Annotated in this window: 11 protein-coding genes; 9 read left to right on the forward strand and 2 right to left on the reverse strand. The window is 70.1% G+C overall.

The window, feature by feature from the left end; genetic code table 11:
* Together QH290_RS12455 and QH290_RS12460 are read right to left on the reverse strand one after the other, a co-directional pair.
* Positions 1 to 1008 (reverse strand): GAF domain-containing protein (locus QH290_RS12455; RefSeq protein WP_280382919.1); only part of this gene is annotated, 1008 nt, incomplete at its 3' end.
* 254 nt (positions 1009 to 1262) lie between these two features.
* Positions 1263 to 2117, reverse strand: a complete 855-nt coding sequence (locus QH290_RS12460; RefSeq protein ID WP_280382920.1) for an MmyB family transcriptional regulator — start codon at positions 2115 to 2117, stop codon at positions 1263 to 1265.
* Positions 2118 to 2804: 687 nt separating this feature from the next.
* On the opposite strand from QH290_RS12460, the gene QH290_RS12465 reads away from it, so the two are divergent.
* From QH290_RS12465 to QH290_RS12505, 9 genes are all read left to right on the forward strand, one after another.
* Complete coding sequence (locus QH290_RS12465; protein WP_280382921.1) at positions 2805 to 3611, forward strand: hypothetical protein; 807 nt, start codon at positions 2805 to 2807, stop codon at positions 3609 to 3611.
* Positions 3608 to 4855: a cutinase family protein gene (locus tag QH290_RS12470; RefSeq protein WP_280382922.1), complete on the forward strand. Its 1248-nt coding sequence runs from the start codon at positions 3608 to 3610 to the stop codon at positions 4853 to 4855. The genes QH290_RS12465 and QH290_RS12470 overlap by 4 nt, the downstream gene beginning before the upstream one ends.
* Positions 4852 to 5985, forward strand: coding sequence for a lipase family protein (locus QH290_RS12475; protein ID WP_280382923.1), 1134 nt, complete (start codon positions 4852 to 4854; stop codon positions 5983 to 5985). Before QH290_RS12470 ends, QH290_RS12475 begins: the two co-directional genes overlap by 4 nt.
* Before the next feature lie 148 nt (positions 5986 to 6133).
* The gene (locus tag QH290_RS12480) at positions 6134 to 7300 is read left to right on the forward strand and encodes a lipase family protein (protein ID WP_280382924.1); all 1167 of its coding nucleotides are present in this window, start codon (positions 6134 to 6136) and stop codon (positions 7298 to 7300) included.
* Between the two features lie 90 nt (positions 7301 to 7390).
* The gene (locus tag QH290_RS12485) at positions 7391 to 8152 is read left to right on the forward strand and encodes a hypothetical protein (protein WP_280382925.1); all 762 of its coding nucleotides are present in this window, start codon (positions 7391 to 7393) and stop codon (positions 8150 to 8152) included.
* Between the two features lie 89 nt (positions 8153 to 8241).
* Positions 8242 to 8970 (forward strand): DUF8176 domain-containing protein, encoded by a 729-nt coding sequence (locus QH290_RS12490; RefSeq protein WP_280382926.1) that lies wholly within the window; start codon positions 8242 to 8244, stop codon positions 8968 to 8970.
* A gap of 121 nt (positions 8971 to 9091) precedes the next feature.
* Complete coding sequence (locus QH290_RS12495) at positions 9092 to 9997, forward strand: alpha/beta fold hydrolase (protein WP_280382927.1); 906 nt, start codon at positions 9092 to 9094, stop codon at positions 9995 to 9997.
* 27 nt (positions 9998 to 10024) lie between these two features.
* A complete protein-coding gene (locus QH290_RS12500; protein ID WP_280382928.1) occupies positions 10025 to 11920 on the forward strand; it encodes an AfsR/SARP family transcriptional regulator in 1896 nt (631 codons plus the stop codon).
* An 869-nt stretch (positions 11921 to 12789) separates the two neighbouring features.
* A complete protein-coding gene (locus QH290_RS12505) occupies positions 12790 to 13098 on the forward strand; it encodes a hypothetical protein (RefSeq protein ID WP_280382929.1) in 309 nt (102 codons plus the stop codon).
* Positions 13099 to 13171 lie beyond the last annotated feature (73 nt).

A 13171-nucleotide genomic window follows, 5' to 3' on the forward strand; every position in this document is an offset into this window, starting at 1 on the left:
GGTGGGGTGGGGCTGGGGGCGGTGGGCGGGGGGGGGGGCGGGGGCGTGGGTGATGGGGGTCGCGCGGGCGTCGCGGGCGGTCCTGGGGCCGTCGAGTGCGCGCAGTCGTAGTCGGCCGCGGGGGCGGCCGTCGATCATGGCGCGTGCGGTGGTGAGGTCGTCGGGGTGCACGGCGGGGGCGGGTTGTCCGGCGGTGCCTTGCCAGGCGATGCCGGGCACCGGGTGTCCGATCCATCGCAGCGGGTGCAGTGTGTTGGGGTCGAAGATCACGCGGTACTCGCCGTCGGCGGCGGCAGCCTCGAGGACGAGGCGTTCGAGGCTGGTCGGCGTTGGCGCGGCGGGGATTTCGGCGGCGGGGCCGATGTCGTAGACGATGCCGCGCACCAGCTTGCGGACGGTGCCGTTGTGGTCCGGTGTGGTCGAGTGTCGGCAGGAGTAGTGCAGGGCACGCAGGTCCCCGCCGGGTCGGCGCACTGTCCACAGTGATTGGGTTTCGGTGCCGTGTTCGGCGCGGACGAGCCGGGCCAAGGCTGCCACCGGGTCGCTGGCATTCACGATATTCGGAGATCCGAAGACGGCCGCGATCGAATGGCGACGCAGCCCGGGGCGACGGTCGGGTGGGACGCCGAGAATGGCCAGCACGTCGTCGCTGCGGCTGCCGGTGCCGTCGGTCAGGTCGAGTTTCCACGCGCCTGCGGGATCGCGCGGTGGCACGGCGGCGTCGGGGTGCCCGGACCAGAGCATGACTCCGTGGAGTCTCGTCGGTGAAATCGCTACGGGCACAGCGATAGTGCGCCGCTGGCCGTCGGCGGAGATCCGGTCGACCGAGCGACGCTGGACGACGACCTCGGTGATCGCGTGTTTGGCTTCGGTGAGGGTGACGTGATGGCGGAGGATCTTGCGGAGTGGGACGAAGGGTTTGCTGCTGCGGCCGATGGCGATCACCGACGGCTGAGTGCCGCCGCCGAGCGTCTCGACCAACAACCATTTGATCTTTGTCTCTGCCATGGCACTCCCCGCCCCGGAGATCGGTGTACCGGACCGCCCGGTACCGAACGTTCCATGATCAATCACACGTCGCCGTACGTCCACCGAAACGGTCGCAGCGGCGGCTCGGCGAGGCTCGCGCGTCGTGCGTTGCGGCCGATTGCTGATGCGCGCAGTGCCGCGGTCGGCACCGGGCGTGGATGACCCGTGCCGCTATGTGCACGTCGGCGCGAGCGGCGCGCGCGCTCGAACTCTGTGCCACCGGCCTCGGCGGTTCACGGCAGCGGCGGCCCGGCGTAGGGCTGCCGATATCCCACGCAGAGACGGACCTGCTGCGAGTCGGGAATCTCACCGAACTGGATGTTCCACGAGTGCGGTTCGCCGGTGGCCGGGTCACGGAGGTGGACGAAGTCGTCGGGGCCGCGGCCGTAGGCGACTCGGAGGCTGTCGATCCACATCCGGGTGAACACCGGGCTGGCTTGCAGTCGTCGCATCAGCTCGGCGACTTGTGGGGAGGTGCGGAAGCGGCCGAAGGCGGCGCGGAGGGTCATGATGAGGAAGGCGGCCTCGTACTCCCAGAACACCGAGATCCGTTTCGAGGTGGGCTCGGCGGCGCCGGGCTGGAAGTGCCACAGCGGCATGGTGCGGTCGAACTCGTCGACGCCGGGAAACACCCGCAGGAACGTGTCGTTGGCGGCGACGAGCTGCCAGAGCGGGTCGATGTAGGCGCAGGCGACCCCGTTCTGTTCGAACTGCGCGAGCTGCGCCAGATGTGTTGGGGTGGTGAGCTGTTCGCGTAGCTCGGCGATCGGGGTGAGGTCGACCGCGGGTTCCGCCAGTTCGCGGGTGTGGCGCTCCTGGTCGGGATCGAGGTTGAACTCGGTGACCATCCGGTCCAGCGTCTCCTCCGACGGGGTGGCGTCGTTGAGTTCGATGCGTTTGAGATTGGACTCGCTGATGTGCAGGCGTTTCGCGGCCTCCGGGCGGGACAGCCGGTGTTGGGTGCACAGCCGGATCGTCCAGCGCCCGATGGTGGGTACCTCGGTGGTCAGCGGGCTGCGCCGGCCGCCTCGCCGTCCGAGGTGCTGCGGGTGTCGCGAGGTGCGGTTTCTGTCAGGAGTCCGAGTCACGTCCTCCCCCCTCCTTTTTCTGGTCTTCTGTACCCCGCTCCGCACGGGCTACGGTGAAAGATTGATCTCCCCCGAGATGATTCGTTCCTACCAGAAGTAACTCATTGTGGCAATGCAGAATTGCCTGACAGGTAACAGCACGATAGCTCGACCGGCTCCCGGCGGGTATCGACCGTGCCGGTGCACGTGCAGGCCCGGCGACGGAAAATTGTCGATCTGGACTCCCGTGACCCGTTTCGCTCATCTTCGCTGATCAACGCACCCGGTGCAAGTGGTCACAAAAGTGCGCGCACAAAATTGACCCGTCGAAACACTAGCGCGGCACGAGATTTCGGGGTTGTGATGGAGGGGCAACATCACCTCTCCGAAAGGAAAATCTCGTGGATCCCTACGTGGTTCTGTCTTGGCTCAACGCCGGTTTAGGCGTCGTGGCGAACGGTCTCAGCGTCGCCGGGCAGGTCCTGAGTCTCGTTTTGCCATTCCTCTGATTCGCACGATATGAGACGTGGCTCCCGGCTGCGATGACGCAGCCGGGAACGCCCGCTCTCTCGCGCCCTTAGCGCATTTCTCGATTCCTCATTTCTCCTTCGCGACGAAGGGTTATTCGGCATGCCCACATACCGAAACACCTCACCATTCTCCGCCAATTCTCACCGCCTGACACGGCACTCGCTGCCTAGACGCCACATGCTTGCCGCCGCTGCCGTGCCGATAGCCGTCATGCTGGCCGCTCCCGCCCTGGCCGTTCCCGCGCTGGCCGGGGCCGCCGAGCCCGGCCCGGTGGTCGACCAGCCGGGCGTGACCAACCAGGCGCAACCGGGCACCGCGACACCACCACCCCCGCCGCCTGCGCCGCCGGAGCCTGCGCAGTATCCGCAGCAGCCCCCGGAGGTGCGTAACGGGCCCGCGCCCCGGCCCGCACCGTCGCCGGACCCGGTCGAGCCGGTGGTGCTGGAGGAGCTGCATCTGCCGGTGCCGGTCGAGCCGGTCGCGCCGATCGAACCGCCGCCCGACGAGATCCGGGTCGGGCAGTTCGCGGTGCCGTCACCGCCGTGGCTGCCGGTCGAGGTCCGCGACGCGATCAACGGCACCGCGGCCACGGCCGAGGCGCAGGTCGCGACCGCGCTGGACTCGATCGGGATTCCGCCGGGCCGCTCGGACCGGGTCGCCGGAGCCACCGCCGCCGGGGCCGGGATCGGCGGCGCGATCGGCGGCACCGTCGCCGCCGCCCCAGCCGCAGCCGCCGGAGCGGTCGTCGGTGGCCTGGTCGGTGGCACGGTCGGCGGGATCGCCGGTGCTGTCGCGGGCACGGTCGTCATGGTGCCGGTGATCGGCACCGTCACCTCCGGTGTGGCCGGTACCGCGATCGGCGCGGCAGCCGGGGCAGCGGCGGGCGCGCTGATCGCCGGAGCACCCGCCGCCGTGGGCGGGGCCATCGCTGGGGGCACCGTAGGAGCCGGATTCGGCGCCGGAGTCGGGGTCGATCAGCGATGAGTCGCACCGGGTTACGCGCACGCACGGCGACAGCGGCGGTGCTGGCCTCGCTGGGTGCGAGCGTCCTCGCGACGAGTGCGCCGGCCGAAGGCTCACCGGCCGAGGCTGGTTCGGGGTGTCCGGCGTTGTGGGTGCTCGGCGTCCAAGGCACCGGCCAATCGTCTCCAGCGGCGAGCCGCACCGACGACACCGGTGTGCTCGGCGCGCTGCTGGGCCCGGTGGCCGCAGCGGTCCCGGGACTGGTGCAGCACACCTACATCCCGTATCCCGCCGGGTTCGGCGGCATCCCGGGAGCGGGTGGAGGCTCGGAGCGGTACGTCGACTCGGTCACCACCGCGGTCGCCGAACTCGGCGCCACGGCCTCACAGATCGTGGACCGCTGCCCAGCCACCGAGCTGGCGATGGTCGGGTATTCCCAAGGCGCGCAGATAGTCTCGCAAACCGCCCGAGCGATCGGTGCCGGAAATGGCCCGGTCGGAGCCGACCAGGTCGCCGCGATCGCCCTGTATGCCAATCCGGAACGCCGCGCGGACACGCAAGTGTTCCCGGGACGGCCCGGCCAGCTCACCCCGGATCCCGCGCCGGGCACCGGCGGCGGAGCGGTCGCGACGGTGCACCTCACGTCCGCGCCCGCCTCGGGCAGTGGGATCGCCGCCGACGACGCCGAATACGGGGCGCTCACCGGGAGGGTGGCCGACATCTGCGTCGACGGTGATCTGGCGTGCTCGGCGCCCGAGCACGCGGCGCTGCTGCGAGCTGGTGCCCTGATCGCCGCGCAAGCGGATCTGTCGAACCCGATTGCCGCCGCGTCCACTCTGCAGCAGGTGCTATCCGGCGCGTTGGGGTCCGCGTGGACCACGATGGTGCTCGAAGACGTCGCGGTGGGCCCCGGCACTGTCGATTACAGCCCCCGAAAGTCGTTGTCGCAGCGGCTGATCGACGCCGCCGACCCCCGCATCCCCGCCCCGGCACCCGAGCAGGCCGCTGAGGCGGGAGTGCGCTGGAACCAGATCACCGCCACCGTCGCCGCGCATCCGGGCGAGGTGGTGAAGCTGGCGGGTCAGCTGGCCGCCGCGTGGGGGCAGCTGGTCGCCGACAACAGCGGCCTGGTGGATCCGGCGGTGTGGGCTCGTCTCGCGGCCACGGTGGCTCCGCACACCGGCTACGCCGTGACCGGCCAACTCGTCTCCGGCATCTCCTGGCTGGTTGCTCTCGCCCACGACCTCAGCGAAGGACATCAATGACAACGAAGACAACCGACGCAACGAATTCCGTCACGACCGATACCGAGGTCGGCTTCTACACTCCGCCGCCTCTGAACGACGGGCACCGGCTCGGGGAGATCCTGCGCTTGCGCCCGGCAGCGCTGCCGAAACTGGCGGGTGCGGGTCAGGCGTGGCAGATCCTGTACGTGTCCCGCGACTCCCACGGCGAGCCGATCCCGGTGTCGGGCACCGTGATCACTCCCGAGGCGGCCGGCGATCTCGGCTCGGGCCCGTTGCTGGTGTATCAGCCGAGCTTCCACGGCCTCGGTGCGGACTGCGCCCCATCCCGGTTGCTCGCCGCGGGCACCGAACCCGAGGCGGGGCAGATCAGCGCGGCCCTGGCGCGGGGCTGGCCGGTCGCCGTCGCCGACGGGGAAGGACTCGGGGTGCTCGGGCGCGGGCCGCACACCTTCCTGGCCGGGCGCGCGGCCGGGCAGGTGATGCTCGATCTGGCCCGTGCCGCCGCTCGGATCCCCGCCCTCAATATCGCCGGGTGCCCGATCCTGTTGTGGGGCTACGCGGATGGAGGCCGCGCGGCGGTCTGGGCCGGGGGCCTGCAGCCGAGCTACGCGCCGGAGCTGGACCTGCGCGGGATCGCTGCGGGCGCCGTGGTCGGCGATCTCGGTCCGATCCTGCGGCACGTGGACCAGAGTTCCTGGCCCGGCCTGGGGCTCGCGGCCCTGACGGGCCTGTCCCACGCGCACAACCACCTGCCATTGCGGCACGTGTTCACCGAGACCGCCCGCGAGCTGCTGGCAGATGTGGAAACCGCGAGCCGGAGCCAGCTGTGCAAGCAGTACCGGCAGCCGCTCGCGACCTGGTGTGACCATCCCGACCCGTGGGACGACCCGGTCTGGCGGCACGTCCTCGCGCTCGAACGACCCAGCGCCAGCGGAGTTCCGGCCGTACCGGTGCACCTGTACCACGGCAGCGCGGACACGATCGTGCCCCCCGAGTTCGGCCGCCGCCTCGCCCACGACCTGAAAGCCCGTGGCGCGCACGTGACTTGGCGGGAGTACCGGTCCGATCACCTCCGAGCCGCCCGCAGCGCCACCGCCGCCGTCCTGACCGCCTTCACCAAAGACCTCACCGACGCGACCCGCACCTGACACCACCGCACGACCGTGTCGCCCCCCATGCCAGCCCGAGAGGCCCTGTCCTGCCCGGTGCCCCCTCCGCCGGGCAGGACGGGCGCCACACCGCCACCCAGACCCCTTGTGCCACAAGACGAATCGAACGCTCTTCACGGAGGTACTCATGACCGACTTCTACAGCGCACCGATCCTCTCGCCGAGTTCGCTACCCGGCGACCTGGTGCGGATGCGCCCGACATTCGTCCCCCAGCTGCCGCGCGCCGGGGCGGCCTGGCAGATCCTGTACGTGTCGACCAACACCCGCGGCGACCTCATCCCCGCGTCGGGCACGGTGATCCTGCCCGACACCGACACCGACGTCGCCGATAACGCCAGCGCCTCGGGTCTCGGTCCGGGCGACGGCGGCTTGCTGGTGTACTACCCGGTCTTCCACGGCCTCGGTGGACGCGCGACCTCGCAGATGCTGGCCGTGGGCGACGAGTCCGACACCGCGGAGATCTCCACCGCGCTCGACCAAGGCTGGATCGTCGCGGTACCCGACGGCGAGGGCCTCGGCGTCACCGGCCTCGGCCCGCACACCTTCCTCGCCGCCCACGCCGGCGGACAGATCGTGCTCGACCTCGCCCGCGCCGCCCAAGCCGTCCCGGTCCTGGAAACCGGCCGCTGGTCCATGCCCTCGATGCCGGTGGTGGCCTGGGGCTACGCCGACGGAGGCCGCGCGGTCGCCGCCGCAGCCGAGCTGCACCCGCGCTACGCCCCCGAGCTGGACCTGCGGGGCGTCTGCGCGGGCGCGGTCGCCTCCGACCTGACGGCGCTGGCACCGGCGCTGGCCAGCGGGCCCTTTGCGGCGCTCGGGCTGGCCGCGCTGGTCGGGCTGTCGCAGGCATACCCGCATCAGCGGCTGCGGCACGTGCTCACCGAGGAAGGCCAGCACACGGCAGCCGACGCCGAAACCCTCACCGACGTCGAGCTTTTCGACCGCTACCCGCAGCCGCTATCGCACTGGTGCCAGCGGCCCGACCCCTGGAACGACCTCATGTGGCGACACGTCCTCGAATACGAACGGCTCGCGCATGCCGCGCCCATCGTGCCGCTGCACCTGTATCACGGGCACAACGACGAGATCGTGCCCGTGCGCGCGGGTTTGCGGACCCTGATCGCCTACCGGCAGCGCGGAGCCCAGGTCACCTGGAGCCAGTACGACACCGGACACACCGGCACCGCCCTCGCCGCGATCACCGACGTCCTGAATCGCCTCGCGGACTACCTCGTTCGGGTAGCGAGTCCCGGACCCGTCATCGACGGTCCGGCATCCGTGGTGCGTCCATGACCGGGTTCTGGTCCACGCGGGCTGTTGCGATGGCGTTTACCCGTCGTGCGACCACGACCGACGATATCCGCACGAAAGGGACTGTCCCCTATGACTTCTGATTCGATCTCTACCCGCACACCAGACCTCGCGGCCGACGCCCTCGACACCACCGCTCACGACATCGACCGGATGCCGATGGATGACCGACTCGAGTTCGTGCGTGCTCTCGGACGCCATGGTCGCGAACTCGGCGCAGCTGACGCCACGCCCAGGCTCGAAGGGGTGGTGGCGTTCTTCGGCTCGGCGGGTCTCGCCGGGCCGGGGAGCTGGTTGTCGCGTGTCAACGCGTCGATCCTCGAGGCCGTGGCGCGTGGGATCGTCGTGACGACGGACCCGGGTGCCGACGACTACGGCAATCCGGGGGCACGGGCGTGGGCTGACTACTTGCGTTTGTTCACCTCGGGCCGGTCGGCCGTGGAGCCGAACACGGCCGCGAGAGCGTGGAGTTGGGCGCGGCGGGTGTCGGTCGATGCCGGGACGCGGTGGGCGGCTGACTGCGGCACCGAACCGACTCCGGTCGAACAGCGGTTCGTGACGATCGCCGACGTGTGCACTCTCGCCATCGCGCACCGTCCGGTGCTCGATCTGCTGGTCACCTATGCCGGGGTGCTCGGCCCGAGTCTCGCCGGCATCGACCGCGCCATTGTCGATCGGCTCTGCGACCCGGCCGACGCCGAGACCGCTCGCCGCGGCTGCGAAATCGCCTACGCCGCCGCCAATCTCAACCCTGACGCGACCTGCGGCACGCAGGAGCATCGGCTGCTTCCCCTGATCCGGGGAATGCTCGACGTGCTGGCGATACACCCATGACCGGTTCGGGGACAGCCGCCTGTGCCCGCCTCACCCCTCCGGCAGGCACGGGCAGGCCCGGAACTCAACCAAAGGGTAGGTGAATGCGGTTGTCTGGCAACACGTCCGACAGCGACGAGTGGGCGTGGCTGAATACCCCACCTCCGCCCGCCGAGGAGTCAGGCTCCGACCCGGTCCCGGACCCACGCCCCGGCATCGACAGCACGTCCGAACGCCTTCTTCCGGAACAGGACTGGGTCGGCACGCTCCCGGCGGATCTGCCGCCGAGCTCGAGCCCACGACGAGGGCGATGGCGTGAGCTGGCGCGCCAGGTGCCGGTGCGTGCTGTGGCCGGTCTGGCCGCGGTGATCGCCGTGGCTGTAGGCGTGGTGGTCGCTGCGCGGGGGCCGCACGGCCCCGAGCCCGAGGCCCCAGCGCCGACATCGGCTTCGGCCACACCGGCAGCGGACGCGTGTGCGGGGCTGTCGGGCACGGAGGTCACCGACCGTGCCGGTGATCGCACCACCCTGCCCGGCGTGATCGCCACCTTCGAGCACGCCTACTACACCCAGCGGTCGGCGGACGCCGCCATGACGGTGGTCGCCCCCGAATCCGGCATCACCGTGCAGTCGCTGGCCGACGGGATCGCCACGATCCCCGTCGGCACCCTCCACTGCGTCGCGATCACCCCCGCCACCCCGGTCTCCCAGAGCACCGCGAGCGTCCACATCGTCGAACTACGCCCCGACGGCAAACGCGTGGACTACCTGCAAGTGATCAACACCATCACCGGACCCGACGGCGGGCTGCTGATCAGCCACGTCCAAGGACAGGGCTGACAGCCATGGCGGCCCCGTCGAGCGAAATTCCTTCCCCTCCAAGGCATCTGGCCCGAGCATGCCCGCGATCGGCGCTGTGCGTGGTGGCCGGTGCCCCGCGACAGCGAAGGACCCCGTGCCGATGACTTCTCCCGACTTCCACCCCGCGACCGTCGCCGCCGACGACGGTGCGCGCCTGGCCGTGACCCGCGTCGGACCGCTCGATGCGGCGGCCACCGTGGTGTACGTACATCCGCTGCTGGCGGACCGCGGATTCTGGGCACCGGTGACCGGGGAAGTGCACCAGCGGCTGTGCGGCGCGGTCGCGCAGCTCACCTACGACCAGCGCGGCCACGGTGACTCCGACCGGCCGAATCCGCGGGAGGTCACCAGTTTGCGGCGGCTGGCCGATGACCTGGATGCCGTGCTCGCGCACGCGGACGGTTCGGTGGTGCTGGTGGCGCACTCGACCGGCGCGCAGCTGGTGTACGCCTACGCCATCGCGCACCCCGACCGCGCCGCCGCCTTGTCCGGGCTGGTGTTGCTCAACGCTGCCGCCCAATACCCTTCGCTGCCACGGTACTTACGCACGTGGCCACCGCAGCTGATCCGGCTGCGGCGCTACCGGGCCCTGGACGTGTTCACCGCAGCAGGCGAGGCCGCGGTGAGACACCGCCTCCAGCACGACGATCACCAGCTGGCTCTGAGCCCCGGCACCGATCCGAGGGTCGCCATCGACATCCTCGGCGCACACTCTGGATTCGGCCTGTCCACCGGAGTCGCCAGGTTGCTGCGGCCGATCCCCTCGATCGTCCTGGCGGGGGAGCGCGACACACTCGTGCCCCCGCAGCGCGCGGTCGCGCTGGCCGACGCGCTGTGGGCCGACTACGACCTCCTGCCCGGCGGCGGGCACCACCTGCCCCACACCCACTGCACCCAGGTCACAGACACCGTCACCGCTCTCCTCGACCACGCTCTGCGCGTCCACCTCGAACACTCGAGTCCGGCGATCACCCGCGGCCCCCGCATCGAGCCCGGGAGGGCGTGACGTGAAAACTATCCCCGAACGACCGTGATGACTTGGGCCGCAGCACAATCCACCGGCGGATCTGAGCACCCGCTGCTGATCGCGGTGACGGGTCTCGGGCCACGTAGCGGTGTCACCACCACCGCGGTCGCGCTCGCGCACGCCTGGCCCGGTACGCCACCAGCTGTCCTGGTCGAGGCCGATCCGGCGGGCGGCACGCTCGCGGCGGTGGCCGGCACCGACCCGTACCTCGGGCTGGCGAGCCTCGCGCGCGCCGCACGATCCGGAACACCACGGATACGGATCGCCGAGCACCTGCAGTTCCTCCCCGGCGGCCCCGGATTCCTGGCCGCGCCACCCACCGCCGACGCCAGCCGAGCCGGGTGGGTCACGACATTGCTGACCGGCCCCGACCACGATCGCCGCCTCGGCGATCTGGCGGCCTGGCGCGGGCTGGGAGCTGCGGTATTCGCCGACTGCGGGGCACCCGAGCCCGGCTCGGCACTCGCACCGATCCTGGCCGCCGCCGACTGTTGCCTGGTCGTGGTCCGCACCGACCTCACGGACCCGACCTCGGCCGGCCACCGGATCCGCGACCTCACCGCCGGATGCCGACGCCGCGCCGTGCTGCTCCTCGGCCCCGGCCGCGACTACGCCAGCCACCTCGCACTACCGGTGCTGGGACACCTTCCCCTCCACCAGCGTTCGGCCATTACCCTCCTCCACCGCACCCGGCCACCGCACCACCGCAACCGGCTCCTCGCACCCGCGGCCGAGATCGCCACCACCCTGCACGACCACCTCCGCCCGACCCCACCGGCGACCCCGCCCACCGCCACCGACACCGGAAGTGGTGCCGAGCCCGCACTTCCGCCCGGTAGGCGTCGCGTGCGCATCCCCGGCCGCCGCGAATCCGCCCGCCCGACGGTCTACCGGATCGAGCTGCCCACCCCACCGCCCGCACCGGACCCGGCCCGCACCGACACCGACCCCACCGACACAGACCCTGCCGAAACGACGGCGACCGTCGCCACGGCGTCGCGTCCCGCACCGCCGCACACCTCTACGCCCGCACCTGCCGTATCGCGCGACATTCCGACCGACTCCGCGCCGCGCCCCGTACCGCCGCCGAATCGCGAGCCGGTCGAGCCCGCAGTCCGCCCCGGGGAGCCCGGGTTGGCGATCCGGGTCTTCGGTTCGACCCGGGTGCTGTGGCGGCCCGCCGACCCGCCCCCAGCCGGGACCCCCGGGGTCGAGATCACGCGCCTGCTACAGCCGCGCAGCCGCGAGCTGCTCACCGTGCTCGTCCTGCATCCCGACGGGCTGAGCCGCGACGAGCTGATCGACGCACTGTGGGGACAGCACCCACCCGACCGGCCGGGGACCGCGCTCACCAACGCCCTGGGCCGCCTGCGCGGCGCCGTGGCCGCAGCCACCGGCCACAAGACAGCGTTGCGCATCGAGGACCGGCCCCGGTATCGCCTCGACCCGACCGGCCTGACGGTGGACTTCTGGGAATTCACCGCCGCCGTCGCGAGGCGCCGCCGCAGCAGCGCCGAACCCGACCACATCGCCGCCAGCAGACGCATCCTCGATATCGCCACCGTGACCGCCACGCTGGCCGCCGACCTGTCCGCCCCTTGGGTCGAACCGCTGCGGGAAGCCGCTCGCCGCAACACCCTCAACGCGCTCGGCTGGCTGGCCGCCCACACCGTCACCGAGGACCCCCGCACCACCCTCGGAATGCTCGAAACAGCCGTCGAAACCGACCCCTACAACGAACCCCTCTGGCAAGACATCCTGCGCCTGCACGCCAAACTCGGCGAATACGACGCCCTCATCCGCACCTACTCACTCCTGAGTAGAAAACTCGCCGAAATCGACGCCACACCGAGCCCCGAAACACGGCAACTCCTCGAACACCTCCGCCACAACACGAGATGAACGCCAACCGCCGCCTGCGCCCCCGTACCAGCACTCCCGCAACTCGGCGATACCGGGCAGATGCCACACCGGAGAAGGAAGCGATGCCTCTGCTCGCGTCCCCTGCGAAACGCGCCACCAGACATCGGTTGTCGTTCGTTGAATCCGGTCCCGCCAACCATTTCCGCCCTATAATGGAAAGCGCGGAAACATGCGTACAGATTTCCACGGGGAAACCCGCAGAAGCCTGCTCGCCGATCGGCGCAACGGAATGGTTCACGTATCCGGAAAGATTCTGGAATCGCGTTCGGATGGACATTTGCGGCTCCACCCGAGCCGCTGTGATCCTACGACTCCGTTCCGTGGTCCATTCCGTGGTCAGGTGGGGGGTCCGTTCCGTCGTCCGATCAAACCGGACCACCCTGCGACGACGTATCGCCTGGTAGAGGCATGTTTCTGCGGCTCGGTGTCCCCCAGGATCACATACCCACAGAACGTAGGTACGTGATCGGCCACCGGCTGCCACCGGGTCTCGCACCGCGGATGCCTCCCATTACTTTGGGTGTTTCTCCGTTCCCGCGGCCTTTGTTTCCCATTATTGAATTCAATTTCTTCTTTCGCGTTTCGGTTTTGTTCTGTTTTGACCGTCGGCGGGGTCGGTGGGCGCGTTTCAATCGGGATTTGCGCCGCCAATTTCGGGGCGAGTCCGAAAAATTCCCGAAAATTGGGTGCTTTTCGGGTTGCATCCGCATGGCGGATCGAGTTAGTTTCGTTGTGCCCCCGGAAAATCCGGGAAATCAGCAATCCGAATGTGTTTCGCGCCCGGCGTATGCGATGATCCGCCGTGATCCGCCGTGATCCGGCGCGCCTGAAATGGGGAGGTTAATGCCATGACTGTATTCGAGTTGAACGACGACGAGATTTTTGTCGCGCTGCTGTCGCAGGACGGGGACGAACTCGGTTACGACGATTTCGACGACTTCGATACCGCCCGCGAATGGGCCGACAAGCACATTCGCGACGCCGTGACCAACAGCGGTGCCGTTTGGGACTTCCGTGTCCATGTGTTGCGCGTGGACTACGACGAATTCGAATCCGAATCGTGGGGCGTGGATGCCGATGCGATCGTGGCGCGCGCCAGCTGGGACCGTGCCGCCGGATCGGTCACGTGGCAAACCGTCGGCCCGTTCGACCTCTGACCCGCAACCCCCGGGGCCCCGGGGGCGCGCGCCCCCGCCCCCCGGTTAGCCCCCCCGAAAGAAAAAGACACCA

Source organism: Nocardia wallacei, assembly GCF_029869545.1.
Taxonomy (GTDB): Bacteria; Actinomycetota; Actinomycetes; order Mycobacteriales; family Mycobacteriaceae; genus Nocardia; species Nocardia wallacei_A.